Origin of the sequence: Cobetia amphilecti (genome assembly GCF_032923285.1) — a bacterium.
GTDB classification, from domain to species: domain Bacteria; phylum Pseudomonadota; class Gammaproteobacteria; order Pseudomonadales; family Halomonadaceae; genus Cobetia; species Cobetia amphilecti.
Window position 1 is genome coordinate 278,432 of record NZ_CP136695.1, and the last position, 25,357, is coordinate 303,788.

Sequence of the window (25,357 nt, forward strand, 5' to 3'; positions counted from 1 at the left end):
GTCGCCCACCGAGTCAGGGGGCGTGACATGAATGACGTGACAAGTATGGCCCACTACTGACTGACACAGCGGGCTCCCCCTCAGCATGCCGACACTTGATTGCAGTTATGTTTCACCCCTGGCGCAAAGGCGCTATCTGGCCGCCATCGTCAGCAATATCAGGGCAAAAAGGCTACCTGGCTGCACGTTCGCGGCTGAGCGCGCTAACCGAAACGCCCCGTGATGTAGTCTTCCGTCTGGCGGCGCCGCGGGTTGGTGAACAGCTGATCCGTCGGGGCGAATTCCACCAGGCGGCCCTCATGCAGGAAGGCGGTATCGTCTGACACCCGCGCGGCCTGCTGCATGTTGTGCGTGACGATGATCAGCGTCAGGCGCGAGCGCAGCGAACGGATCAGCTCCTCGATCTTGAGCGTCGAGATGGGGTCCAGCGCCGAGGCCGGTTCATCCAGCAACAGCACCTCCGGCTCGACCGCCAGCGTCCGCGCGATCACCAGCCGCTGTTGCTGGCCTCCCGAGAGCCCCAGCGCGCTGTCGTGCAGGCGGTCCTTCACTTCTTCCCAGAGCGCCGCGGAGCGCAGACAGGATTCGACCTTGTCATCGAGGTGGCGCTTGTCATTCTCGCCGACCAGCCGCAGTCCGAAGGCCACGTTCTCGTAGACCGACATCGGAAAGGGGTTGGGCGTCTGGAAGACCATGCCGATCCGGCGGCGCAGCATCGGCACGTCCACGCCGCGCGCATGAATGTCCTCGCCCTCGAGCAGTACCTTGCCGGAAAGACGTGACTGTTCGTCGAGATCGGTCATGCGATTGAAGGTACGCAACAGACTCGACTTGCCGCAGCCGGAAGGGCCGATGAAGGCCGTCACGCGCTTGCGTGCGATCTGCAGGCTGACATCCTCCAGTGCGCGTCGCGTCTGGTTCTCCTTGCCGACACGTGCCTGATAATCGAGGCTCAGGTGGCGGGTTTCCAGGCAGATGTCCTCAGCCGGCCGCGCAGGCGTCTCCTGAAGAAACAACTGGGGCTTGGGCTGTTCAGAGTCACGCCTCATTCGGTGGCTCCCTTGTAACGTTGTGCCAGCATGTGACGCAGGCGAATGGCACTCAGATTGAGGCATAGAATCACGACCACCAGCACCAGCGCGGTCGCGTAGACCAGCGGCCGACTGCTGAAGGCATCGCTGCTCTGGAAGGCCAGATCATAGACCTGATGCCCCAGATGCATGAATTTGCGGTCCAGATGCAGCCACGGGAAGCTGTCATCCAGCGGCAGGTCCGGGGCCAGCTTGACCACCCCGACCAGCATCAGCGGCGCGACTTCGCCCGCCGCACGTGCCACGGCTAGAATCAGCCCCGTCATCAGCGCCGGCGAGGCCGCCGGAATCACCACGCGCTTGAGCGTTTCCAGGCGTGTCGCCCCCAGCGCCAGCGCGCCTTCGCGCAGACGACGCGGCACGCGCGCCAGCCCCTCTTCCGTGGCGACGATCACCACCGGCAAGGTCAGCAGGGCCAGCGTCAGCGAGGCCCACAGAATGCCGCCGGTCCCGAAGGTCGGCGTCGGCAGCCGCTCGGAATAGAACAGCTCATCGATTCCGGCGCCCAGGCCATAGACGAAGAAGCCGAGGCCGAACACGCCATAGACGATGGAGGGCACCCCGGCCAGGTTGCGCAGCGCGATGCGCGTCAGGCGCGTCAGGCGTCCCTGATGGGCCACCTCGTGCAGATAGAGCGCCGCCATCACGCCGAAGGGCATCACCATGATCGACATCAGTACCACCATCAGCACGGTGCCGAAGATGGCGGGCCAGACGCCACCGAAGCCCTCGGTAGGCGCGCCGGCCACGAAGTCGCGGAAACGCTTGAAGGTCATCATCAGCCGGCCGCTGAAGCCCATCGCATTGGGTCGCCAGGCATTGCGGATATCATCGAGCGCGATGCGGCCTTCGTAGCCGCCATTGCCGCCCAGCAGCAACTGACCGCCCGCCAGCGCATCACGCAGGGCACTCAGCTGACCTTCACGCTCGATGAAGGCACTGCGCACCTCTTCCAACTCCTCCTGCATCTCCTGCTCGAGCTCAGCATCCTCTTGAGTCCGCGCCGCGTCACCATCAGCAGTGGCGCTGCGCCGGGATTCGAGCGACTGCTGCAGCGCCTGATAGCGACTGCTCAAGGCTTCACTGTCCAGGCGCAGTGCCTGCAGCTGGCGGCGCTCGCTCTCGATCATCTTCAGGCGGGCAAAAAGTGGCTCGGCGTCTTCGGACAAGGGCCGGGCAGGCCCGTCGCCGACGTCAGGCGTGTGGTCCATCTCCCCCGTCATCGGGTCACTCAGCGCCCGTGGCATGCCGTAGAGAGTGCGGCCGTCGCGCATTTCCAGCATCAGCGCCTGGCTGGGGAAGGTCATCCTGTCGAGCAGCGTCTCCGGCAGCCACTGCCAGCTGGCCGCGGCCCCGTCACGCGAGGATGTCTGCAGCAACCACCATTGCTGGCGAGCGTCATCCCCCTCGCCCGAGGTAACACGGCGCATCTCCTCGTGCATCAGTTCGCCGAGCAGATGGCGATTGTCGGCCGCCGGCTCACCGCGCGTAGTGGTCAGGGCCGTGGGACTCTGGCCCGGCTGTGCCGACAGCTCCACCTCGACCAGTCGAGAGGGCCAGAAGTGACTGAAGGAGCCCACCACCAGCAGGCTGAGCAGGCCCAGCACCAGCACCAGCGAGACACTGACCGCCATGGCATTCAGCCAGCCCCACGGGCCGCCGTCGCGCCAGTAGCGCTGCAGGCGCCCGACCAGCGGCTCGCGCGGGCGCAGCAATGAGGAGCTGGCGCGATTGGTGTCAGGGTGACTCATCCCCAGCTCCCCTGATTGGGTGGCGTGAAGCGCTGTCGCAGCACTTCCGCCAGCGTATTGACCACGAAGGTGAAGACGAACAATGCCAGGGCGGCGAGGAACAGCAAGCGGTAGTGGCTGCTGCCGACCTCGGCCTCTGGCAGCTCGATGGCCAGGGTCGCGGCCAGTGAACGCAGGCCCTCGAACAGGCTGGCATCCACCAGCGGCGTATTGCCGGCTACCATCAGCACGATCATCGTCTCACCGACGGCGCGCCCCATGCCGATCATCATCGCCGAGAACAGCCCGACCGCAGCGGCAGGCAGGATGACTCGGCGCAGGCTCTGCCATGGCGTCGCGCCAAGCGCCGCGGAGCCGGCGGCCAGACCGCGCGGCACCGACGAGAGAGCATCCTCGCTGAGCGTGAACAGGGTCGGCATCACCGCCAGCCCCAGCGCCATGCCGGTCACCAGGGTATTGCGCTGGGCGTAATCGATGCCGTAGTGGCTGAACAGCCACTGACGGAGGTCGCCGTCGAACCACCACTGCTCGACCTGGCCGGCGATGGTCACATCCAGCCACAGCAGCACGAACAGCAGCGGCAACAGCCCGAAGGCCGCCATGTTTTCCGGCAGCAGATTGCGCCATACGCGCGGCGACAGGGTCCACAGGAAGCCGGCCACCATGGTGCCCAGCGGAATCAGGACCAGCCCCAGCAACACCGCCATCAGCTCACGCTCGACGAAGGGTGCGACCACCAGGGCGGCGATGAAGCCGATCACCACGGTCGGCAGCGCCTCCATCATCTCCAGCAGCGGCTTGATGCGGGAACGCTGGCGCGGCGCCATGAAGCAGGCGACATGGATGGCACAGCCGAGCCCCAACGGCACGGCAAACAGCAGCCCGACCAGCGCCGCCTTGAGCGTGCCCCACATGATGGGCACCAGCGACAGACGGGGTTCGTGGGTGCCGGTGCTCTCCAGCTGCCAGATCCACTCCGGCGCAGCGCGCCCCTCATACCAGACCTTGCCGAAGATGGCGTCGAGCCCGACGGCCTGATGCGGGTCGTGTATCGCAAGCCCGGCATAGGCCTTGCCGAGCGCCCCCAGCGGCGCTTCCTGAGCGGGCAGCCTTGTCTCCCGGGTCGCCGATGCCAGCAAGCGGCGGTCATCATTGTCAAATTCCAGCGTCACGCCAGCCGCGACCCGGGCGGCGTCCAGCCAGTCCAGCACCTGACGGCGACGCTCGCTGGTGGCCAGATAGAGGCCAAGGCGGCCGTTGGCGTCCAGCGCGGCAAAGCCGAGGCTGTGATGGGCGGCGGCCATCGTCACCACCGGCGCCGACAGGTCACTGTCAAAGACGCCGGCCTTGACCAGCGGCTGCGCGTGCGCCGGCAACAGGTAATGGCTCAGGCCACCTGCCGCGTCCCCGACGATCAGGCTTCTGCCGCCACGCAGGACGCTGATCGCGGTGATCGCCGGCGATGACGCGGAGGCAGAAGAGCTCACAGCGTGATGTGCCAGCTTGCGCGCCAGCGGCTTGGTTCCGGTGGAGGCCTCGCTCAGTTGCCACTGGGTGAAGCCATCGCGGTCAGCGGTGACCAGCAGACGCCCCTGCTGCGAAGACAGCCTGGCCGTGCCCGGCAACCACTGCTGCTGCCACTCGGAGTGCGGAGTCTGGCTTGCTGCATCGTCCTCCAGCGCGCCTGCGGCGCCGTGCGACGCCGACAACGTCAGGCGCGCCAGCCACAGGCCATCGCCCTCCTCGAACGGAATGCGCAGCCACAGCTGGTCACGGCTGAGCACCAGGCTTGCCTGGCGGCGCTCAAGCCCAGCGGGAACCTCGATGGCACTGCCGCGCAGGCGAACGCCGGCGGCGGACTGCTGAACCAGCTGCAGGCGATCATCCGCGAGCCAGACACCCGCCAGCGGCGAGGTGCGCGAATCCGCCGTCGAATCATCTCTGGCCAGCACGGGAGGCAGCCCGTCACGCGCGGAAAGCGGCATGTCAGGCAAGGCGCTCAGCCAGTCAGGGTCGCTCAGCCAGTCAGGGGCGGTCTGAGCGGCAGGCATCTGCTGGTCGCTCGCTTGCTGTTCGAGCGCCTGCTGAGGAAGCGACGTGACGCTGGCGGGCTTGAGCAGCGGCCACGACACGCTGACCAGATAGGCCAGCATCACGACGACGATGACCATCACGCCCAGCCCGGCCGCTGTCAGCCACAGACTGGCAAGACGGTCATGCCGCAGACGACGACGCTGCATTCGGGAGGCATCAACTGCCGACATGAAATATCACCACGAAAGGATGTGCGCCCTGGAGTGTCGACTCCGCAGACGCATGAAGCGGGTATGGCACCGAGATTATGTCCAAGTGATGACAGAGAGATGACAAAGGCGAATCAAAGGGCATCCACATCCTCCAGCCCCAATTGCTGACGCCAGTGCAGCAGCTGCTTTTCCGGCAGTGGCACATAGCCACCGCGCAGGATGGCCTGCTGGCCCTGGCGCGACATGATCAATGACAGGAAGGCCTGCTCCAGCGCCGGGAGCGGCTCGTCAGGCACGCGATTGACGTAGATGTACAGCGCGCGGGTCAGCGGATAACGGCCATCGCGAATGCTGGCCCGGCTCGGGAAGACGGCGTGGCCACCCGCCTCACGGCTGACGGACAGCTGCTTCACCAGCGGCGAAGAGGTGCTGAAGCTGGCATAGCCGATGCCATTGGGTGAGGAGCCCACCGCACCGATGATGGAGGCCGAGCCCGGCTGTTCGCTGACATCGAGGCGGAAGTCACCATCGCACAGCGCGATACGGCGGAAGGCGCCGTAGGTGCCCGAGGTGGCACTGCGCCCGAAGCGCGTGATCTGGCGGTCATTCCACTCATCGCTCAGCCCGAGCTGGCCCCAGCGATTGGCCGCCTGGCCACCACAGTTGTGCGTGGCGGAGAAGATGGCATCCAGCTGCGCGATGCTGATCTCCTCCAGCGGATTGCTGCGATGCACGATGATGCCCATCGCATCCAGCGCCACGGGCACACCCAGCGGCGGATAGCCGAATTCACGCGTGAAGTCCTGACGCTCCTGATCGCTCATCGGACGCGACATCAGGCCGATGCGGGTGGTGCCGGCGATCAATGCCGGCGGCGCCGTCGAGGAGCCCGCGGCCTGCAGCTGCACGCGCACCCCCGGATGATAGCGGCGCAGCTGGGCAGCCCAGCGCGTCACCAGCACCGACAGGGTATCCGAGCCCACCGCCGTCAGGTTGCCCACCACCCCGGACACCGGGCGATATTCGGGCACCTTGTCGGCCAGCGCCGGAGCCGAGAGCGTCGAGAGCCCCAGCAGGCAGGCAAGCGACATCAGCCGCAGCGACGGCAGACCTGAGCGCAGACGGGGCGCGCAGGAGGAAGGCACATATGAGGAGGACGCGGATGACCCGCGACGCGACGCGAACACGGCGCGAAAGCCTGAACGAACAAGCGACCCGACGGAAACTGACATGGCGACTTCCCACCAGAGAATGAACAAGATGACGATGCGACACGGAGCTGGCCACGGCTTGCCACGCCCGTGGCGACGGGCACGCGACGGTGGATCAAGGCGGCCCGTGCAGCATGGCGAAAGACAGCGAGTATCCGTCATTGCTGCGTTGAGGAACGATACTCCATGCTGCAGCGCAAAAAATCTCCTGACAGTCCCTTGTCAGTGAGGACAGTGCTTTGTCCGCCGGAGTAGGATACAGGAGATGATGAAGCCGCTGCGGCTCATCCGCCATGGTCTGCGTCGCGCTGATGCTATCGATGGTACCCGGTGACTTTCTTCGGCGATTGCCGAAGTGCCCTGTATAAGGCCCCCTGTACAAGGAGGCCCCCTGTGCAAGGCAGCGCCCTGCGCCAAAAGACGCACCTTTTTCAGACGCAAGGGTGCAGAAATGAAATGACCATTTTATAACAACAAGATAGCGAGTCATGACATGCAAGCTCTGGATGATATCCCGACGCCGAACGGCACACTGACGCTCAAATTGATCGCCCAACGCCAGGACACCAATCTCTATGGCGACATCAGCGGCGGCTGGCTGATGCACCGCATGGACGAGGCCTGTGAGCTGGCCGCCGGGCGCGTCGCCCACGGACGCACTGCCACCGTGGCCGTCGAAGGCCTCGATTTCCTGTCGCCGGTGCGTATCGGCTCGGTGGTCAATATCTTCACTCAGGTGGCCGAGGTCGGGCGCAGTTCGATCAGGCTCTCCGTCGAGGTCTGGATCCGCCCGCCGCAGGAGCGCAATCAACACGCGATGACCAAGGTGACCGAAGCCTGCTACGTGATGGTGGCACTCGATGACAATGGCCGCATCCGTGCCGTACCGGAGCAGGCCAGCACCGCCATCATCGAGGAGCAGGACTGATCCTGAGCAGGACTGAGCCAGGCGCCTCGCCTCTCTTCCTGTCAGTCACACGCCAAGAAAAAGCCGCCCTCACGGGCGGCTTTTTCGTCAACAGTCAGTCACGCGCTCAGACAGTCAGGCAGACAGTGCGGCAGGCAGTCCGAAAGAGGCTCGCTCAGGCTTCGCCCAGCACCCGACCACGCGCATCCAGATAGGCCTGCTCACCGATACGCGACCAGGGCGCGACCTGCTGCTGGAAGGCGCGGTAGGACTCATAGACGCGCCTGGCGTCCTCATCCTTGGCGATGAACTCGTCCAGCACCTCGTTGGAGGCATCGAACAGCGCCGCATAGACGTCCTGGGGAAATTCACGCAGTTCCACACCGTGCTCCTCGACCAGCGAGGTCAGCGCGGTGGCGTTGCGCAATGCGAATTCATCCACCATGGCGTGATTGGCGATTCTGGCCGCCTGGATCACCACCTGCTGCAGGTCTTCCGGCAATGCCTGCCAGGCCTCAAGATTGACGGTGCCTTCGAGGATGGCGGAAGGCTCGTTCCAGGCCGGCGAGTAGTAATACTTGGCCACCTGATGCAGGCCGAAGGCCAGATCATTGTAGGGGCCGACCCAGTCGGTGGCATCGATCACGCCGGTTTCCATCGCGGTGAAGATCTCGCTGCCCGGCAGATTGACCGCGCTGGCGCCGATGCGATTCATCACTTCGCCCGCCAGCCCCGGCAGGCGGATCTTCAGGCCCTTCATGTCGTCGAGACTGTTCACTTCCTTGTTGAACCAGCCGGCCATCTGGGTGCCGGTGTTGCCCACCGCCAGCGGCTTGAGGTTGTGGCGCGAGTAGATCTCGTCCCACAGCTTCATGCCATCGCCGTGATACAGCCAGGCGTTGGTCTCGGTGGTGTTCATGCCGAAGGGCACCGCGGTGAAGAACTGGGCCGCGGGCACCTTTCCCTTCCAGTAGTAGGAGGCCGAGTGGCCCATCTGGGCGGTACCGGAGGACACGGCATCGAAGACTTCCAGCGCCGGTACCATCTCGCCGGCGCCATAGACCTTGACCTGCAGGCGACCACCGGAGAGCTGGCCGATCAGGCTGGCGAATTCATTGGCACCGGTGCCCAGTGCCGGGAAGTTCTTCGGCCAGGAGGTGACCATCTTCCAGTGGATGGTCTCGCCCTCGGCGGCATTGGCGGTGGACACGAAAGGCGCGGCGGCGAGGCCGGCAGCACCGGCCCCCAGAGCAGAGAGAAAACGGCGGCGTTGCATGGGACTTTCCTTGTTCGAGTTGTGGGCAATGCATGACGCGGCATCAAGACAGCAGGTTGTCTGCCACTATGCCGCGACCCATGGATGGCCCACAACTGCACCAAGGCCGTAATGGCGAACGAATACCGCGCCCGCTGTGCCCGCTTTTCACTTCTTGCCAGCGCCCGCTGTCAGCGCCTCATGTCTGCGCCTGCCATCAATGCAGGATCAGCTCAGCACTTCCAGCTTGGCAAAACCCAGCACCAGCCACTTGTCGCCTTCGCCCTCGAAGCTGATCTGCACGCGCGCTCGCTCGCCCTGGCCTTCGGCATTGATGACCACGCCTTCCCCGAACAGCGGATGGCGCACCAGGCTGCCGAGCGAGAGTGCCGGCATGTCGCCATTGGCCTCGACACTCTCCTGACGCGGGCCGGAAGGACGACGATTCGGCGTGGCGCGCTGGGTGGAGACCGGACGCGAGACCTGGCCACGCAGACGCACCTCTTCCATCAGCTCTTCCGGCAATTCACGCAGGAAGCGCGACGGCCGCTGGAAGGTCTCCTTGCCGTGCATGCGACGCAGCTCGGCGTAGGTCAGGTAGAGGCGCTGCATGGCGCGGGTGACACCGACGTAGCACAGGCGACGCTCTTCCTCGAGGCGCCCCGGCTCCTCCAGCGACATCTTGTGCGGGAACAGCCCCTCCTCGACCCCGGCGACGAATACCACCGGGAATTCGAGCCCCTTGGCGGAGTGCAGCGTCATCATCTGCACGCATTCCTCGCCTTCGGCGGCTTCGTGATCGCCGGCATCCAGCGCGGCTTCGGCGAGGAAGGGTTCCAGCGCCTCGGCCCCTTCGCTGGGGGCTTCCGGGTCCATGCGCTCGCCCTGACTGAAGGCGCGGCAGGCGTTGACCAGCTCCGAGAGGTTCTCGAGGCGCGCCTGGCCCTTCTCGCCCTTCTCGGCGGCGTGATGCTCACGCAGGCCGGAGACGTGGATGACGTGCTCGACCAGCTCATGCAGCGCCATGCCGGCGGTGTCGTTGTCGAGGCCATCGATGATGTCAGCGAAGGCACGCACGGCGGTGGCGGCGCGTCCCTTGAGGGCGCCATCGGAGACCGCATCGCTCATCGCCTGCCACATGGTCAGGTTGCCGTAGCGTGCGCGCTCGCGCAGCTGCTCGACGGTGCGCATGCCGATGCCACGCGCCGGCACGTTGATCACGCGCTCCAGGGCGGCATCGTCCTCGCGGTTGTTCATCAGGCGCAGATAGGCGAGCGCGTTCTTGATCTCGAGACGCTCGTAGAAGCGCTGGCCGCCATAGATGCGATACGGCATGCCCTGGCGGATCAGCGTCTCCTCCAGCACGCGTGACTGGGCGTTGGAGCGATACAGGATCGCGATCTCGTCGCGGCTGTAGCCATGCTCATTGACCAGTTCACGGATGGTATCGGCGATGTAGCGCGACTCGTCGATGTCATTGAAGCCGGCATAGACACGAATGCGCTCGCCGCGACCGCTGTCGGTCCACAGCTCCTTGCCCATGCGCCCGCCGTTGTGGCTGATCAGGGCATTGGCGGCCTCCAGAATGGCGCTGGAGGAACGATAGTTCTGTTCCAGGCGCACCACGCGGGTGTTGGCGAACTCCTCGGTGAAGCGCTGGATATTCTCGACCCGCGCGCCACGCCAGCCGTAGATGGACTGGTCATCATCGCCGACCACGGTCATGCACTCGCGATCACCGGCCAGCAGCTTCAGCCAGGCGTACTGCAGGGTGTTGGTATCCTGGAACTCGTCGACCAGCAGGTGGGCGAAGCGCTCGCGGTAATGCGCCAGCAGGTGCGGCGTATCGCGCAGCAGCTCCAGCGAGCGCAGCAGCAGCTCGCCGAAATCGACCAGGCCGCCGCGTTCACAGGCGAGCTGATAGAGCTCATACATCTCGACCATCTTGCCCATGTAGGCATCGCCATGGGTCTGCACCTGATGGGCGCGCAGACCTTCCTCCTTGCAGCCGGCGATGAAGTACTGGACCTGCTTGGGCGGCCAGCGCTCGTCATCGACGTTGTGCTCCTTGAGCAGCCGCTTGACCATGCGCAGCTGGTCATCGCTGTCGATGATCTGGAAGTGCTCGGGCAGGCGTGCCTCCTGCCAGTGGGTGCGCAGCAGACGGTGACTGATGGAGTGGAAGGTGCCGACCCACATGTGGCGCAGGCTGCTGCCATTGAGCGCCTCGAGACGCGTGCGCATCTCCCGCGAGGCCTTGTTTGTGAAGGTCACCGACAGGATGGCGTAGGGCGAGAACTGGTATTGGTCCATCAACCAGGCGATGCGGTGAACCAGCACGCGGGTCTTGCCGGAACCGGCCCCCGCCAGTACCAGCATGTTGCCCGGCGGCGCGGACACGGCCTCACGCTGATGCGTGTTGAGGTGATCGAGGAGGGGCGATTCGGACATGCAGGGCTCACCACAGGGCAGAGGAGTCGAGGAGCGGAGCAGCGTGAGATTCGCTGCCCCTGTTCAGGCATCCACCTTATCACAGCGGCCTGCCCTGCTCTTCCCCGCGCCGGCCTTCCTTGCACATAGGTTCCTTGCACTTGCCCTGAGAGACAGATGACGCCCGGGCGGTGCTCAGTGGGTATCGAAGTCGTGGTCGTCGATGCGCAGGGTGGCGAGGCTCTTCTTGACCGCCTCCAGCTGCTCCTTGAGCTTGGGTCCGCGCGCCTTGGCGACACCGACCGCCAGCGTATCGACGATCACCAGATGCGCGATACGCGAGCTCATCGGGGTGTAGATCTCGGTGTCTTCGTGCACATCGATATGCAGCGGCAGCGTGACTTCATCCGCCAGTGGCGAGCCACTCGGACACAGCCCGATGACGGTCGCGCCGGCGTCACGCGCCAGACGCACGCTGGCGATCAGCGCCTTGGTGCGGCCGGTCTGGGAGATGGCCACCACCACATCGCGCGGCCCCAGCGTCACCGCTGACATGTTCTGCATATGCGGGTCGGTGTAGGCGGCGGTGGAGATCTGCAGGCGGAAGAACTTGTGCTGGGCATCGTGAGCCACGGCGCCCGAGGCACCATAGCCGTAGAACTCGACCCGGCTGGCGGAGGCCAGCGAGTGGATGGCGCGCGCGACGGCTTCGGCATCCAGGCGGTCACGCACCGACAGCAGGGTGCCGATGGTGGAATCGAACAGCGAGTGCGAGAACTCGGCCACGCTGTCGGAGTCATTCATGGAGAACTGGGCGAACTGGGTGCCGGTGGCGAGGCGTTGCGCCAGCTGCAGCTTGAAATCCTGGAAGCCGGCAAAGCCCATTGCCCGACAGAAACGCACGACCGTCGGCTCACTGACCGATGACTCGCTGGCCAGATCGACGATCCGCATGTGAATCACTTCCTCCGGATGGCGAAGGACATAGCGTGCGACCTTTTGTTCAGAGCGGCGGAAATTCTCCATCCGGCTCCTCAGGTCGTCGAAGATGGCATGGCTCACGGCACACTCCTTGCAGACTTCATGGGCATGCCTGAGCTTACGTCATCCCCCCAGGGGTGTCGCCTGCACAGGCAGGCGATAGTCACAATTTTGTCAAGTGAGCTATAGTAAAACGGTGTGGCGCCAGTGAAAGCCCACATCCTTTGGATGCCATGGAGGTCGAATCATGCGTAATTCAGAGCAGGTAGATACGCTCAAGAAAGAGCTTCTCGATATTTTCATGACTCTCGGTGCCGACGAACATCAGGCCCGCAAGAAACAAAGCGCAGTCCGCCATCTCCGCGCCCGGCGTGGAATAGAATTGCACAACGAAATCAAGCGCCTAAGCGAGGATTTAAGCGACATCGAAGTGCTGGAAATGGATACTGAAAGCGATATCGACACCCACTGATTCCAGGCGGGGAGGCGATACGCTCCCCGCCGATCAGTGATGTTTTCACGCTCTGATCCGCCAGGGTTCGGGCTCCATGCGACACCTTCCACCATCTCTTTCGAGCATGGTCGTACCCCCCTCTGGCGCAATTTCAGCATCATCCCCCCTGACTGAAGTGCCTTCTGCGCTGTCATGCCCGGTGTCCTGCTCATCAATCCCGAAATATTCGTTTTTTCTCACCTCATTTTCCGCCCCACCGCTCTTCTTCTGTTTGTCACATTTCTCCTCTATCGCGTGCCGCCATCATCCTTGATGCACCATTTCAGTGCGCATCCGCCGCCATGCGCCTCTCAATACCTGAAACCAGGCTCACGCCTGATGGCGACTTTCCCTCTCGGAAAGGATGAATCTTCTACGTCAAACGCATGACAGACGACGGCCACGCAGCGCAGCGCTACCCAGCCATGACGCCTGCCAGGCAAGCACGCGACCGGGTTGAGATTCTCCAGGCTCAGAAACAGGAAAGGCCCGCCGGATGGCGGGCCTTTCGCATTGCCTGCCATGACAGGCCTGAGACAAGTCATGGCAAGTGTTTCACGAGATCTCTCTATATCTCTCGAGATCTCACTAGACCTACAGGCTGGACGCGAACACCACGACCACACCGATCGGGGCGATATAGCGCGCCACGAAGCTCCACAGCGAGAAGGCCGAGTCGCTCATGTTGAGCTGGCTGCGCACCTCGTCACGGCCCATGAACCAGCCGACGAAGACGATGGTCGCCAGACCGGTCAGCGGCAGCATCAGCTTGCTGGTCGCGTAGTCGAGCAGGTCGAAGATGGTCATGCCTTCGAACTTGGCGAACATGCCCAGCGGCGCCACGTCACTCCACAGGTTGAAGGACAGGATGGTGGCGATGCCCAGCAGCCAGGTGGCGATACCCGCGACCCAGGCCGAGCCGACGCGCGACATCGGCGTCTTCTCTTCCAGCCATTCGACGATGGGCTCCAGCAGCGAGATGCCTGAGGTCCAGGCCGCGAATACCAGCAGCACGAAGAACACCACGCCGAAGACTTCACCGCCCGGCATGTGGCCGAAGGCCAGCGGCAGGGTCTGGAAGATCAGGCCCGGGCCCGCTGCGGCGTCGAGGCCGTTGGAGAACACCACCGGGAAGATGGCCAGACCGGCCAGCAGGGCGATGACGGTATCCAGCACCACCACGACCAGCGCGGTACGCCCGATGTTGACGTCATCGGACAGGTAGGAGCCGTAGGCCATCATGATGCCCATGCCCAGTGACAGGGTGAAGAAGGCATGCCCCATGGCCGCCAGCACACCATCCTTGTCGAGCTTGGAGAAGTCCGGCGTCAGCAGCCAGGCGGCGGCATCAGCGAAACCATCGGTGGTGGCGGCGTAGCCGACCAGCACGATCAACATCACCGCCAGCAGCGGCATCAGGATCTTGGCGGCACGCTCCAGGCCACCGGCGACCCCGCCAGCCACGACCAGGATCACCATCAGCATGAAGGCACTGTGCCAGGCCAGCAGTGTGGTCGGGTCCCCCAGCAGACCGCCGAACAGGCTACCGGCCGTGTCGGAGGTCAGGGTTTCGAAACTGCCACTGGCCGCGTCGGCGATGAAGGCCAGCGCCCAGCCACCGATGACGCTGTAGAAGGACAGGATCAGGTAGGCACCTAGCACGCCGGCCACCCCGATCAAGACCCAGGCGGGACTGCGTTTGAGCCGGGCACTGATGTGACTCATGGTCGAGATGGGGTTCTTCTGCCCCAGACGGCCCAGCAGCCATTCCGACATCAGGATCGGCAGACCGATCAGCAGGATGCAGATCAGATAGACGAGGACGAAGGCACCGCCGCCGCTCTCACCTGTCATGTAGGGGAATTTCCAGATATTGCCCAGACCGACGGATGAACCGACGGCAGCCAGGGTAAAGGCCAGGCGAGAAGACCACTGTGCGTGGGAATGCGGTTTGGATGACATGTGAATCCCTGATTCGTCGCGAGGGTGCCAGTCGCTGGTAGCGACTTCGGGCACCTTGTTGTGCTTGTTGCATCATGCTGCCAATGCGGACGGATCATCCGTGGCCAACACGATGGCGTCGCAGGATCACTGCTGTGGTGCTCCCGGCATTCACGCTGACCGGGTAGGTCGTGGGGAATGACAGGCAAGTGCCGATAGGCACGCCGGAACGGGCAGACTGCCCATCTCCGGTAAATATCGCCGCGGTAACGGCAACATGTGGCTAAAGCTACTCGATTGAGGGGGCATCTGCCAGCAAGCCACCATCAGACCATGGCCTCACAGGAGAAACCTCACGGCCAGGTGGAGCGTCAGAACAGGCTTCCCTGCCCCTCTCCCGGAAAGGCCCCGATCAAGGGGCGGTCCAGTTTCGCCAGCACCTGGTTGGCCAACAGGCGTGCCAGCGCGGGCGCTGCCTTGTTGTCCGGTGTATGTACAAAGAGAAACGGGCTTTTCCCCTGACTTATCCACAAGAAAAGTCGCTCTACCCAGGGAGCGAACAGTGCCCGGTTGGTAGCTTCATCGTAATGACCGATGAAGCGCACCACGGGATGTTGTCCGCTGGAGAACACATGCAATGGGCGGTGAGGCTTTTCCGAGCGCGCCACCGCAAGGCCCGGATGCGCGGTGGTGGGGCCACTGAAGAGTGGACGCACATCCAGCATCACGCGATCGACTGCGTGAGTTATCAACAAGCGATTCAACTGTCGTTCCGCCTCGCCCTTGGCGAAGAATACCGGGTCGCGGGGCTCCACCGACCAGGCAAGCCCTGCTCCCTTCACCGACTGCAGAAATTGCTCGAGGCGTGGCAGGACTTCCGCCCCGAGGTCACGCGGCAGCTGAATCATGATCGGACCGAGGCGGTCCTTTATCGGCGCCAGGCAATCGAGAAACTCCGCCAGCTCCTGCTCGATGCCCTGCAGGCGCAATTCATGAGTCAGTCGGCCCGGCAACTTGAAGCAGAAGCGAAAATTGGCCGGCGCCTGACGTGCCCAGCTGGCGATGGCAGCAGGCGTGGGTTGGGCATAGAAACTGGTATTGCCCTCGACGCTATCGAAGACCCGGGCGTAATCCGCCAGATGTTCCCGCGGGCCGCTGCCCGGCAGCAGGCTGCCGCGCCAGTCATCATTGGCCCACATCGCGAGCCCGAGATGAAGATGCCCCGCCGAGTGCGAGGTATCCGACGGTGCGGAGGCTGCATGAAAATGGTGCATGAAGAGGCCAGAACTAGAGGAATATAAGGGTCAAAGAGCCAACAAGCCGAAGAATATCGTCTGCCAGAGCGACGTAAGCACAATAAAAACTGTCATCACGGCATGCTATGGTCCGCATCCTGCATGACACGTCAGCAGGCGGTCCACCCACCGCCCTGACTCCGCTTCCAGCCAGCCACAAGCCACGCCGGAAGACACTCTTGTTGACTGCCCATACCCCGGAGCCTGTCATGACTGCTTTCCAACGACTCATTCTGCGCGCCAGCGGCAGCCGCTCACGCGCGGCAAATGCCATCACCCTGCGCAGCCTGATCACGCTCATCGAGGGCTGCCTGCTGGTGGCGCTCGGCGTACGCCTGCTGCAGGCCGGTGGCCTGCTGGTCAGTGGCACTGCCGGCATGTCGTTGCTGGGTGCCGACCTGACAGCACTGAGCTTCGGCAGCCTGTTCTTCCTGATCAACCTGCCCTTCTACGGCCTGGCCTGGAAACAGCTGGGGCTGAATTTCACCCTGCGCACGCTGGGCTGCGTCAGCCTGCTCTCCGTGCTGTCCGATGTGTTGGCGGTCAGCTTGCCGCTGGGTGCCGTCAGCCTGCCGGTCGCGGCGATAGCCGCAGGCCTGTTGATCGGCCTGGGCATCACGCTGCTGTTTCGCGAGAATGCCTCGCTGGGCGGCCTGAACATTCTGGCGCTGCATCTGGAGCGACGCTTCGGCATCCATGCCGGTCGCACCACCTTCGCCTTCGACCTGCTGCTGATCGCGATCGCCGCGCTGGTCTACCCCTGGCCACAGGTCATCTGTTCGGCGCTGGCATTCGCGACACTGTCCTTCGTGCTGGGCCGCTATCATCGCCGCACGCCTCATACCGCACAGCCTGCCTCACCGGAGCATGACAAGCAGGTGCAGACGGCTCACTAGCGGCGACCGCGTCCCCCGTTGGAAGAACCGCCACCCTTGTACGAGGCGCCCTTGCCAGCCGGGCTGTTTTTCCCCGAGCTCGTGTTGCCGTAACTCTTGCTGCTGCCGCCCTTGTTGGCAGAGCCCTTGTTGGCAGAGGTCTTGCTGTTGGCCGCGCCACGCTCATTGCGGCCATCGCTGGCATTGCCACGCGTGCGCGGCTTGAGGCCGCTGGCGAGCTTGCCGGCGCCGCCCGCACTCTTGGTGGCATTCCTGCTGGAATTCCTGCCGTCGCTTCTGCCTTCCTGATTGCCACGACCCGTGGTGCGCTCGTCAGAACGCTCGCGACGCCCTGCACCCTCTTGCTTGGCTCCTGCCTGAGGAGTGCCTGAACGCTGGCCCGGATGGCGTTGATCAGCACCGCGCTGACGTGTATCTCGCTTATCAGGGCTGCGCTGATCTGAACTGCGCTGACGTGTGTCGCGCTGGCCGGATCCGCTCTTGCCACCTTCCTGACGCCGAGTCCCGCTACGCCGGCCAGCATCCGTATCCTGGGCGGCGCGCTGATGGCGCGCGGCCGTCGCATGCTGGGAAGGAGGCGGTGCCGCCGCCAGGCGCGAGGCTTCCTCAGTGCCGCTGGAGCCCTCGATCATCTGCTGGATATCCGCCATCTCGCGCTGGGTGAGATACCGCCATTCGCCGACTCCCAGCCCGTCCAGGCTGACATTCATGATGCGCACCCGCTTGAGCTTGAAGACCTCATAGCCCAGCGCCTCACACATGCGGCGGATCTGACGGTTGAGGCCCTGGGTCAGGATGATGCGGAACACATAGGTCGAGATCTGCTCGATGCGACACGGCTGGGTGATGGTGTCCAGAATCGGCACGCCAGCGGCCATGCGCTTGAGGAAGTCGCCGTTGATCGGCTTGTCGACCCGCACCACGTATTCCTTCTCGTGGGCGTTGCCAGCACGCAGGATCTTGTTGACGATATCGCCGTCACTGGTCAGGAAGATCAGGCCATCGGAGGGCTTGTCGAGGCGACCGATCGGGAAGATACGCTTGGGATGACCGATGTAATCGATGATGTTGCCATCGACATGGCGCTCGGTGGTGCAGGTGATGCCCACCGGCTTGTTGAAGGCCAGGTAGACCGCTTCCTGCTTGGCTTTCAATGGCTTGCCATTGACCAGCACCTCATCGCCCGGCGCGACCTTGGTGCCCATTTCGGGCACGACACCATTGATGGTCACTCGCCCTTCGGCGATGTAGCGATCCGCCTCGCGTCGCGAGCAGAAGCCCGTTTCGCTGATGAACTTGTTGAGGCGGGTAAGCGATGCGTCGCGATCAGTCATGGCAGGTCACGTGCGTGCGCCGGGCGATGAACGCGCAGCGGACGGAAGGGGATAAGAAGGCAGGCGCACAGGATACCAAAAACGGCAGCCCTGAGGCTGCCGTTGGCACAATGAGACTGGGCTCATCTGCTGCTGCGCCAGATATGGCGCAGCCGTCTTGCATCGCAAATTACTCGACCGTGACACTCTTGGCCAGGTTGCGCGGCTGATCGACATCGGTGCCCTTGAGCACGGCGACGTGATAGGACAACAGCTGCAGCGGCAGGGTATAGAGAATCGGCGCCAGCACTTCGCTGACATGCGGCATGCGCAGCACACGCACGCCTTCGCTCTCTTCAAGGCTGATGTTCTCGTCAGCGAACACATAAAGCTCGCCGCCACGCGCGCGCACTTCCTGCAGGTTCGACTTGAGCTTCTCGAGCAGCTCGTCGTTCGGTGCCACCGCCACTACCGGCATGTCGGCATCGACCAGTGCCAGCGGGCCGTGTTTCAGCTCGCCCGCCGGATAGGCCTCGGCGTGGATGTAGGAGATTTCCTTGAGCTTGAGGGCGCCTTCCAGTGCGATGGGAAACTGGGTGCCACGCCCGAGGAACAGTGCATTGTGCTTGTCGGCGAAGGCCTCGGAGAGACGCTCGATCTCGCTGTCCATGGCCAGTGCCTTGGTGACCAGCGACGGCAGCTGACGCAGCTCACGCACCACCTCGGCTTCACCGGCCTCATCACCGCCACGCACACGACGCAGCGACAGTGTCAGCAGCATCAGGCCGACCAGCTGAGTGGTGAAGGCCTTGGTGGAAGCGACGCCGATTTCCGGGCCGGCCATGGTCATCAGGCTGAGGTCTGATTCCCGCACCAGCGAGCTGCCCGGGACGTTGCAGATCGCCAGACTGCCGAGGAAGCCACCCAGCGACTGGGCATAACGCAGCGCGGACAGCGTATCTGCGGTCTCGCCGGACTGGGACAGGGTGACAAACAGGGTGCCATCGGCGACCACCACCGGACGGTAGCGGAACTCGGAGGCGACCTCGACCGCCGCCGGAATGCCGGCCAGGCGCTCGATCCAGTAACGCGCGACCATGCCGGCGTGGTAGCTGGTACCACAGGCGACGATCTGCACCTGCTTGACCTGGCGGAAGAGGTTTTCCGCCTCGCTGCCGAAGCTGCGCACCAGCACGTGATCGCCGTTCAGGCGGCCTTCCAGCGTGGCGGCCAGCACACGCGACTGCTCGTGGATTTCCTTGAGCATGAAGTGACGATAGTCGCCCTTGGAAGCGGCATCCTGTGCGTGCTCGAAGGTCTGGACCGGACGCTCGTTGGCCTCGGTGACCAGACGCTCGCCCTGCTCGAAGATCTCGATCTGCTCGGCGGTCATGCGCACCAGATCGCCTTCCTTCAGGTAGATGAAGCGATCGGTGACCTGCAGCAGCGCCAGCTGATCGGAGGCCAGGAAGTGCTCGTCGATCCCGACACCGATCACCAGCGGGCTGCCCTGACGCGCGCCGATCAGCACGTCCGGCTGGGCGCGATGCACCACGCCCAGCGCGAAGGCGCCATCGAGCAGCGCCACGGCCTTCTGCACCGCGGTCAAAAGGTCCTGACTCAGGGTGTATTCCCGCGCCAGCAGGTGGGCGACGACCTCGGTGTCCGTCTCGGAGGTAAAGACATAGCCCTGGCCTTCCAGCTCGCGCTTGAGGGTCTCGTAGTTCTCGATGATGCCGTTGTGGACCACGGCCAGGCTATCGCCGGACTGGTGCGGGTGAGCATTGGCTTCGCTCGGCGCGCCATGGGTGGCCCAGCGGGTGTGCGCGATGCCGACACGGCCCTTGAGCGGAGCTTCCTCGAGGCGGCTCTGCAGCGCCCCGACCTTGCCCAGCGCGCGCACGCGGTTCAGGCGACCTTCTTCGGAGAGGACGGCCATGCCCGCGCTGTCGTAGCCACGGTATTCGAGGCGGTGCAGGCCCTCGAGCAGGATGTTCTGGACGTTACGACTGGCGACGGCGCCGACGATGCCACACATGAGCGATCTCCTTATACAGTTGCTGGCTCGATGAGCGGGGCGATCAACACCTCGACGCCATGAGCACGAATCTGGTCACGCGCAGCATCAGGCAACGCGTCATCGGTTATCAGGGTACTGACGCTGGACCAGGCCAGCTCCAGGTTGGGAATGCGGCGGCCCAGCTTGTGGGATTCCGCCATCACCACCACTTCACGCGACACCTCGGCCATCACGCGCGACAGGCCGATCAGCTCGTTGAAGGTGGTGGTGCCACGCTCGAGATCGAGACCATCCGCGCCGAGAAACACCTGATCAAAGTCATAGCTGCGCAGCACCTGCTCCGCCACCTGCCCCTGGAAGGAATCGGAGTGCGGGTCCCAGGTGCCACCGGTCATCAGCAGCACCGGCTCGTTTTCCAGCTCGCGGATGGCATTGGCCACACTCAGCGAGTTGGTCATCACGATCAGGTCGTCCCGGCCCTTGAGCTCGGGAATCAACACCACCGTGGTGGTGCCACTGTCGATGATGATGCGCTGGTGCGCGCGAATACGGCTCGCGGCGAGACGGGCGATGGCCTGCTTGGCGGCGCTGACCGGCTCGTCATGCACCAGCAGCTCACGCGGCATGGCCACGGCGCCGCCATAGCGTCTGAGCAGCAGGCCACTCTTCTCGAGGAAGGCCAGGTCCTTGCGGATGGTGACCTCCGAGGTGGCAAGCTCCCGCGCCAGTGCCTCGACACTGACCTCACCGTCACGCGCCAGCTGATCAAGGATCTGATGACGCCGTTGTGGTGTCAGTCGCTTTGACATCGGGGACTCCCATAAAGTTTCGAACCGAAAGATAAGAGAGATGAATCGAAACATCAAGTGAAAGATGCTAGAGGATGAGGCGATTCACTCCCGGCAGGTCGTCCAGCACAATCTGCCGTGACGAAAAACGGGGAGACACCTGTCGGTGCCTCCCCGCCGGTGATGCTCATCTCCCCTCAGGGGCAAGCATCGCTACCACTACTGCCGATCACTGCAGCCGATCACTTCTTGGTCGGACGCGGCCATTCCGGCTTGTCGATACGCTTGCCACGCGCCACGCTCAGCGCGCCCTCGGCGACATCGCGGCTCAAGGTAGAGCCGGCACCCACGGTGGCACCGGCTCCGATCTTGAGCGGTGCCACCAGCGCCGAGTTGGAGCCGATGAAGGCATTGGCGCCGATTTCGGTGCGGAACTTGTTGGCACCATCGTAGTTGCAGGTGATGGTGCCGGCGCCGACATTGACGGCCTCACCGAGGGTGGCATCGCCGACATAGCTCAGGTGATTGATCTTGGCATCGACACCGACCTGGGCATTCTTGGTCTCGACGAAGTTGCCGATGCGTGCGCCACGCGCAAGCTCGGTGCCCGGACGCAGACGCGCGAACGGACCGACGTTGTTGTCACCGGCCAGCACGGCGCCGTCGATGACGCTGTGCGGCGCGATGTTGGCGCCGGCACCGATGGTGGCATTGCGGATCACGCAGTGGGCGCCGATGACCACATCATCCGCCAGGGTGACGTCGCCTTCGAAGATGCAGCCCACATCGATGCTGATGTCAGTGCCGATGGTCAGATTGCCGCGCACGTCGATGCGTGACGGATCGGCCAGGCTGGCGCCTTCGGTCATCAGGCGGTTGGCCTCACGACGCTGGAAGGCACGCTCGAGATCGGCCAGCTGCAGGCGGTTGTTGACGCCCTGCACTTCCTCGACCGCCGCCGGCTGGGCGGTGGCGATGTTGACGCCTTCGCTGGCCGCCATGGCGATGATGTCGGTCAGGTAGTACTCACCCTGGGCATTGTCGGCGGACAGCGCCGGCAGCCAGCGCTTGAGCTGGGCACCGGTGGTGGCGAGGATACCGGTGTTGCCTTCCTGGATGGCCAGCTGCTCCGGCGTGGCATCCTTGTGCTCGACGATGGCGCTGACGCGGCCTTCGGCGTCACGCACGATACGGCCATAGCCTGTCGGGTCTTCCAGAATCACCGTCAGCAGGCCCAGGGTCTGCTCACTGACTTCGGCCAGCAGCGCCTCGAGGGTCTCGCGACGAATCAGCGGCACATCGCCATACAGGATCAGCACCTTGCCATCACCGATGGCGTCCAGTGACTGGGCCACGGCGTGACCGGTGCCCTTCTGCTCTGCCTGCACCGCGAAGCTGGCGCCGGTATCGGCCAGCTGCTGCTGGACGCGCTCACCACCATGACCGATGACGACATTCAGATGCGCACCGTCCAGGCCTGCAGCGGTGTCAGCCACATGACGCACCATCGCCTTGCCTGCCAGCGGGTGCAGCACCTTCGGCAATTTGGAACGCATGCGGGTGCCCTGGCCTGCGGCAAGAATGACGACGTCGGTACGCTCTGCGCTGCTCATCGGTGAACTCCTGTAGAAAGCGGGTCTTCATACCTGAAGCCCTGAAAATAGTGGCGCCATGATAGCAGCTGATCCGTGACCTGCCAGTGACGAGGTTTACCCACGGGACTGTCGCCGAGAACAGACCCGAGAAAGTAGCAGTGCTCCCGCAAGAGCTCTCAGCCAAGCGGCTCAGCGCTCAAGGTGCTGACGGATGAGCACGCTCAACCTTGAATCGCGCCAGGCTACCCCAGCGGCAAGACGGGTAATCCCCTGGTGACGAGCACAAAAAAAGGCGACCCGAAGGTCGCCTCTTTCCTGTCACTGGCCGTCATGGCCCAGTGCATCTCAGCGCGTGTGACGACGCATCTGCTGCACGGTGCGCAGCTTGGCCATCGCCTCGGCCAGTTCGGCCGTGGCGCGTGAGTATTCCAGTTCGGAAGCCTGGTCGTTCATGGCCTTCAAGGCCACTTCCTTGGCTTCCTGGGCTGCCGCCTCATCCAGATCGTCGGCACGTACTGCGGTGTCGGCGAGGACTGAAACGAGGTTCGGCTGCACTTCGAGGAATCCGCCACTGACGTAGTAGATTTCCTCGGCCCCACCCTGACGCTGAACGCGAATCGGGCCGGGTTGCAGCTCGGTCAGCAGCGGAGCGTGGCCCGGCATGATGCCGAGGTCACCTTCGCTGCCGGCAGCCACGAGACGCTCGACCAGGCCGGAAAAGATGCCTTTCTCAGCGCTGACGATGTCGCAATGGACGCTCATAGCCATACCTGTTTCCTCATGCCTGAACAGGGAAATTACATGCCCTTGGCTTTCTCGACAGCTTCGTCGATGGTGCCGACCATGTAGAACGCCTGCTCCGGCAGTGCGTCATATTCGCCGTCCAGGATACCCTGGAAGCCGCGGATGGTGTCCTTGAGGGACACGTACTTGCCCGGCGCGCCGGTGAAGATTTCCGCAACGAAGAACGGCTGTGACAGGAAGCGCTGGATCTTACGCGCACGTGCCACGGTCTGCTTGTCTTCGTCAGACAGCTCGTCCATCCCGAGAATGGCGATGATGTCTTTCAGCTCCTTGTAGCGCTGCAACACACCCTGAACGTTACGGGCAGTGTTGTAGTGCTCTTCGCCAACGACCAGCGGGTCGAGCTGACGAGAGGTGGAGTCGAGCGGGTCAACGGCCGGATAGATACCCAGCTCGGCAATCTGACGGGACAGTACGACAGTCGCGTCAAGGTGCGAGAAGGTGGTCGCCGGAGACGGATCGGTCAAGTCATCCGCGGGGACGTAAACGGCCTGCACGGAAGTGATCGAGCCAGTCTTGGTAGAAGTGATGCGTTCCTGCAGGACGCCCATCTCTTCCGCCAGAGTCGGCTGATAACCTACCGCGGACGGCATACGACCCAGCAGTGCGGACACTTCGGTCCCCGCCAGGGTGTAACGATAGATGTTGTCGACGAACAGCAGAACGTCACGACCTTCGTCACGGAACTTCTCGGCGATGGTCAGACCGGTCAGTGCCACGCGCAGACGGTTACCCGGCGGCTCGTTCATCTGGCCATAGACCAGGGCAACCTTGTCGAGAACGTTGGATTCCTTCATTTCGTGGAAGAAATCGTTACCTTCACGAGTACGCTCACCCACGCCCGCGAACACGGAATAACCGCTGTGCTCGGTGGCGATGTTGCGGATCAGCTCCATCATGTTGACGGTCTTGCCGACACCGGCGCCGCCGAACAGACCGACCTTGCCGCCCTTGGCGAACGGGCAGACCAGGTCGATGACCTTGATGCCGGTTTCCAGAAGCTCGTTGGACGCTGCCTGTTCCGCGAAGCTCGGGGCTGCACGGTGAATCGGCATGTGCTCTTCAGCACCCACGTCGCCAGCTTCGTCGATCGGCTGACCCAGCACGTTCATGATGCGACCCAGAGTCGCCGTGCCGACCGGCACGGAGATCGGAGCACCGGTGCTCTCAACTGCGAGACTGCGCTTGAGGCCTTCGGTCGAACCCATTGCGATAGTACGGACCACGCCGTCGCCCAGCTGCTGCTGGACTTCGAGTACGGTCTCGCTATCGGCGACGTTCAGGGCGTCGTAGACCTTGGGCACTGCGTCCCGCGGAAACTCGACGTCAATCACCGCGCCGATGATTTGTACGATACGTCCGCTCATTCCTGGTTCCTCTTAAACCTGCGATTGAAACCTGCTTGCCTGTTGCCACGCTGTCATCAGACGGCGGCGGCACCGGATACGATCTCGGAGATTTCCTGAGTGATCGCTGCCTGGCGGGCCTTGTTGTAGACCAGCTGAAGGTCGTCGATCAGGTCGCCGGCGTTATCGGTCGCACTCTTCATTGCGATCATTCGCGCTGCCTGTTCGCAGGCGATGTTCTCGACCACGGCCTGGTAGACCTGGGCCTCGACATAGCGCTTGAGCAGCTTGTCGAGCAACGAGACGGCATCCGGCTCATACAGGTAGTCCCATGTAGTGGGACCGGTTTCTTCGTCATTCAGATCAGCTTCGAGAGGAAGCAGCTGACGCACGACCGGCTTCTGCGTCATGGTGTTGACGAACTCGTTGAACACCACGTACAGACGGTCGAGGCTGCCCTCGTCGAATGCGTCCAGCATGGCCTTGACGCTACCGATCAGATCCTGGGTACCCGGGGAATCCCCGAGACCGGACTTGGCGGCAAGCAGGTTGCCACCGTAGTTGCGGAAGAAGGTACCGGCCTTGGAGCCGAGGGCACAGAAGTCCACCTCGACACCCTGGTCGCGCCAGCTTTTCGCATGCTTGGTGACAGCCTTGAACAGATTGGCGTTCAGGCCACCACACAGGCCGCGATCACTGGAGACCACGATATAACCGACACGCTTCACATCGCGTTCCATCAGATACGGATGGCGATATTCCGGGTTGGCCCGGGCGATGTGTCCTACAACCTTGCGGATCTGATGAGCATAAGGCTGGCTGGCCGCCATGCGATCCTGCGCTTTACGCATCTTGGACGCAGCCACCATTTCCATGGCGCTGGTGATCTTTTGCGTATTTTTGATGCTCCCGATCTGGGAGCGAATCTCTTTTGCAGCTGCCATAGCGATCTGCCTTATTCATGCCACCCGAAGGGAAACGACAGGGCCCGGAC

The 25,357-nt window shown here is 63.6% G+C and carries 19 protein-coding genes; 3 read left to right on the forward strand and 16 right to left on the reverse strand.

Features of this window, described 5'->3' with window-relative positions:
- Positions 1-203 precede the first annotated feature (203 nt).
- From pstB to R1T44_RS01265, 4 genes are all read right to left on the reverse strand, one after another.
- Positions 204-1,049: a phosphate ABC transporter ATP-binding protein PstB gene (pstB, locus tag R1T44_RS01250; protein WP_084589238.1), complete on the reverse strand. Its 846-nt coding sequence runs from the start codon at positions 1,047-1,049 to the stop codon at positions 204-206.
- Positions 1,046-2,842 (reverse strand): phosphate ABC transporter permease PstA, encoded by a 1,797-nt coding sequence (gene pstA, locus R1T44_RS01255; RefSeq protein ID WP_317292419.1) that lies wholly within the window; start codon positions 2,840-2,842, stop codon positions 1,046-1,048. Before pstA ends, pstB begins: the two co-directional genes overlap by 4 nt.
- Positions 2,839-5,106 carry an ABC transporter permease subunit gene (locus R1T44_RS01260; RefSeq protein WP_317292420.1) on the reverse strand — a complete coding sequence of 756 codons (2,268 nt, stop codon included), beginning with the start codon at positions 5,104-5,106 and terminating at the stop codon, positions 2,839-2,841. The genes pstA and R1T44_RS01260 overlap by 4 nt, the downstream gene beginning before the upstream one ends.
- A 113-nt stretch (positions 5,107-5,219) precedes the next feature.
- Positions 5,220-6,179 carry a PstS family phosphate ABC transporter substrate-binding protein gene (locus R1T44_RS01265; RefSeq protein WP_054556469.1) on the reverse strand — a complete coding sequence of 320 codons (960 nt, stop codon included), beginning with the start codon at positions 6,177-6,179 and terminating at the stop codon, positions 5,220-5,222.
- Positions 6,180-6,792: 613 nt separating this feature from the next.
- Here R1T44_RS01265 and R1T44_RS01270 point away from each other — a divergent pair.
- On the forward strand, positions 6,793-7,227 hold the full coding sequence (locus R1T44_RS01270; protein WP_317292421.1) for an acyl-CoA thioesterase: 435 nt from the start codon (positions 6,793-6,795) through the stop codon (positions 7,225-7,227).
- Positions 7,228-7,381: 154 nt separating this feature from the next.
- Here the strand turns inward: R1T44_RS01270 and R1T44_RS01275 are convergent, their stop codons facing one another.
- The 3 genes from R1T44_RS01275 to hexR form a co-directional block, all read right to left on the reverse strand.
- A complete protein-coding gene (locus R1T44_RS01275; protein WP_317292422.1) occupies positions 7,382-8,482 on the reverse strand; it encodes a TRAP transporter substrate-binding protein in 1,101 nt (366 codons plus the stop codon).
- 207 nt (positions 8,483-8,689) lie between these two features.
- Positions 8,690-10,912, reverse strand: coding sequence for a DNA helicase II (gene uvrD / locus R1T44_RS01280; RefSeq protein ID WP_043331731.1), 2,223 nt, complete (start codon positions 10,910-10,912; stop codon positions 8,690-8,692).
- Between the two features lie 174 nt (positions 10,913-11,086).
- On the reverse strand, positions 11,087-11,953 hold the full coding sequence (gene hexR, locus R1T44_RS01285; protein ID WP_043331730.1) for a transcriptional regulator HexR: 867 nt from the start codon (positions 11,951-11,953) through the stop codon (positions 11,087-11,089).
- 166 nt (positions 11,954-12,119) lie between these two features.
- Between hexR and R1T44_RS01290 the strand changes: the two genes are divergently transcribed.
- Positions 12,120-12,344 carry a PA3496 family putative envelope integrity protein gene (locus R1T44_RS01290; protein WP_043331728.1) on the forward strand — a complete coding sequence of 75 codons (225 nt, stop codon included), beginning with the start codon at positions 12,120-12,122 and terminating at the stop codon, positions 12,342-12,344.
- Positions 12,345-12,959: 615 nt separating this feature from the next.
- On the opposite strand, the gene R1T44_RS01295 is transcribed toward R1T44_RS01290, so the two are convergent.
- Together R1T44_RS01295 and R1T44_RS01300 are read right to left on the reverse strand one after the other, a co-directional pair.
- Positions 12,960-14,327, reverse strand: coding sequence for a sodium-dependent transporter (locus R1T44_RS01295; protein ID WP_043331727.1), 1,368 nt, complete (start codon positions 14,325-14,327; stop codon positions 12,960-12,962).
- Between the two features lie 350 nt (positions 14,328-14,677).
- The gene (locus R1T44_RS01300; protein ID WP_317292423.1) at positions 14,678-15,580 is read right to left on the reverse strand and encodes a DUF72 domain-containing protein; all 903 of its coding nucleotides are present in this window, start codon (positions 15,578-15,580) and stop codon (positions 14,678-14,680) included.
- A 230-nt stretch (positions 15,581-15,810) separates the two neighbouring features.
- On the opposite strand from R1T44_RS01300, the gene R1T44_RS01305 reads away from it, so the two are divergent.
- On the forward strand, positions 15,811-16,497 hold the full coding sequence (locus R1T44_RS01305) for a YitT family protein (RefSeq protein WP_288989830.1): 687 nt from the start codon (positions 15,811-15,813) through the stop codon (positions 16,495-16,497).
- Here R1T44_RS01305 and rluF read toward each other — a convergent pair.
- The 7 genes from rluF to atpG all read right to left on the reverse strand — a co-directional run bounded on the left by rluF (position 16,494) and on the right by atpG (position 25,307).
- Positions 16,494-17,831, reverse strand: coding sequence for a 23S rRNA pseudouridine(2604) synthase RluF (gene rluF, locus R1T44_RS01310; RefSeq protein ID WP_317292424.1), 1,338 nt, complete (start codon positions 17,829-17,831; stop codon positions 16,494-16,496). The two genes, R1T44_RS01305 and rluF, sit on opposite strands and share 4 nt — an antisense overlap.
- Before the next feature lie 169 nt (positions 17,832-18,000).
- Positions 18,001-19,848 carry a glutamine--fructose-6-phosphate transaminase (isomerizing) gene (glmS, locus tag R1T44_RS01315; RefSeq protein WP_043331725.1) on the reverse strand — a complete coding sequence of 616 codons (1,848 nt, stop codon included), beginning with the start codon at positions 19,846-19,848 and terminating at the stop codon, positions 18,001-18,003.
- Positions 19,849-19,859: 11 nt separating this feature from the next.
- Positions 19,860-20,639, reverse strand: coding sequence for a DeoR/GlpR family DNA-binding transcription regulator (locus R1T44_RS01320; RefSeq protein WP_317292425.1), 780 nt, complete (start codon positions 20,637-20,639; stop codon positions 19,860-19,862).
- A gap of 221 nt (positions 20,640-20,860) precedes the next feature.
- Complete coding sequence (glmU, locus tag R1T44_RS01325) at positions 20,861-22,231, reverse strand: bifunctional UDP-N-acetylglucosamine diphosphorylase/glucosamine-1-phosphate N-acetyltransferase GlmU (protein ID WP_317292426.1); 1,371 nt, start codon at positions 22,229-22,231, stop codon at positions 20,861-20,863.
- 327 nt (positions 22,232-22,558) lie between these two features.
- The gene (locus R1T44_RS01330; RefSeq protein ID WP_054556360.1) at positions 22,559-22,981 is read right to left on the reverse strand and encodes a F0F1 ATP synthase subunit epsilon; all 423 of its coding nucleotides are present in this window, start codon (positions 22,979-22,981) and stop codon (positions 22,559-22,561) included.
- Between the two features lie 29 nt (positions 22,982-23,010).
- Positions 23,011-24,384: a F0F1 ATP synthase subunit beta gene (atpD, locus tag R1T44_RS01335; RefSeq protein WP_043331716.1), complete on the reverse strand. Its 1,374-nt coding sequence runs from the start codon at positions 24,382-24,384 to the stop codon at positions 23,011-23,013.
- 56 nt (positions 24,385-24,440) lie between these two features.
- Positions 24,441-25,307 carry a F0F1 ATP synthase subunit gamma gene (atpG, locus tag R1T44_RS01340; RefSeq protein WP_043331714.1) on the reverse strand — a complete coding sequence of 289 codons (867 nt, stop codon included), beginning with the start codon at positions 25,305-25,307 and terminating at the stop codon, positions 24,441-24,443.
- Positions 25,308-25,357 lie beyond the last annotated feature (50 nt).

Excerpts from the sequence above, each read along its gene's own strand:
- R1T44_RS01295 (WP_043331727.1), bottom strand. The coding sequence starts at position 14,327 with ATGTCATCCAAACCGCATTCCCACGCACAGTGGTCTTCTCGCCTGGCC.
- R1T44_RS01290 (WP_043331728.1), top strand. The coding sequence starts at position 12,120 with ATGCGTAATTCAGAGCAGGTAGATACGCTCAAGAAAGAGCTTCTCGAT.
- R1T44_RS01300 (WP_317292423.1), bottom strand. The coding sequence starts at position 15,580 with ATGCACCATTTTCATGCAGCCTCCGCACCGTCGGATACCTCGCACTCG.
- R1T44_RS01320 (WP_317292425.1), bottom strand. The coding sequence starts at position 20,639 with ATGTCAAAGCGACTGACACCACAACGGCGTCATCAGATCCTTGATCAG.
- R1T44_RS01265 (WP_054556469.1), bottom strand. The coding sequence starts at position 6,179 with ATGTCGCTTGCCTGCCTGCTGGGGCTCTCGACGCTCTCGGCTCCGGCG.
- atpD (WP_043331716.1), bottom strand. The coding sequence starts at position 24,384 with ATGAGCGGACGTATCGTACAAATCATCGGCGCGGTGATTGACGTCGAG.
- pstB (WP_084589238.1), bottom strand. The coding sequence starts at position 1,049 with ATGAGGCGTGACTCTGAACAGCCCAAGCCCCAGTTGTTTCTTCAGGAG.
- R1T44_RS01330 (WP_054556360.1), bottom strand. The coding sequence starts at position 22,981 with ATGGCTATGAGCGTCCATTGCGACATCGTCAGCGCTGAGAAAGGCATC.
- R1T44_RS01305 (WP_288989830.1), top strand. The coding sequence starts at position 15,811 with ATGACTGCTTTCCAACGACTCATTCTGCGCGCCAGCGGCAGCCGCTCA.
- atpG (WP_043331714.1), bottom strand. The coding sequence starts at position 25,307 with ATGGCAGCTGCAAAAGAGATTCGCTCCCAGATCGGGAGCATCAAAAAT.
- glmS (WP_043331725.1), bottom strand. The coding sequence starts at position 19,848 with ATGTGTGGCATCGTCGGCGCCGTCGCCAGTCGTAACGTCCAGAACATC.
- R1T44_RS01260 (WP_317292420.1), bottom strand. The coding sequence starts at position 5,106 with ATGTCGGCAGTTGATGCCTCCCGAATGCAGCGTCGTCGTCTGCGGCAT.
- R1T44_RS01270 (WP_317292421.1), top strand. The coding sequence starts at position 6,793 with ATGCAAGCTCTGGATGATATCCCGACGCCGAACGGCACACTGACGCTC.
- rluF (WP_317292424.1), bottom strand. The coding sequence starts at position 17,831 with ATGACTGATCGCGACGCATCGCTTACCCGCCTCAACAAGTTCATCAGC.
- pstA (WP_317292419.1), bottom strand. The coding sequence starts at position 2,842 with ATGAGTCACCCTGACACCAATCGCGCCAGCTCCTCATTGCTGCGCCCG.
- glmU (WP_317292426.1), bottom strand. The coding sequence starts at position 22,231 with ATGAGCAGCGCAGAGCGTACCGACGTCGTCATTCTTGCCGCAGGCCAG.
- uvrD (WP_043331731.1), bottom strand. The coding sequence starts at position 10,912 with ATGTCCGAATCGCCCCTCCTCGATCACCTCAACACGCATCAGCGTGAG.
- R1T44_RS01275 (WP_317292422.1), bottom strand. The coding sequence starts at position 8,482 with ATGCAACGCCGCCGTTTTCTCTCTGCTCTGGGGGCCGGTGCTGCCGGC.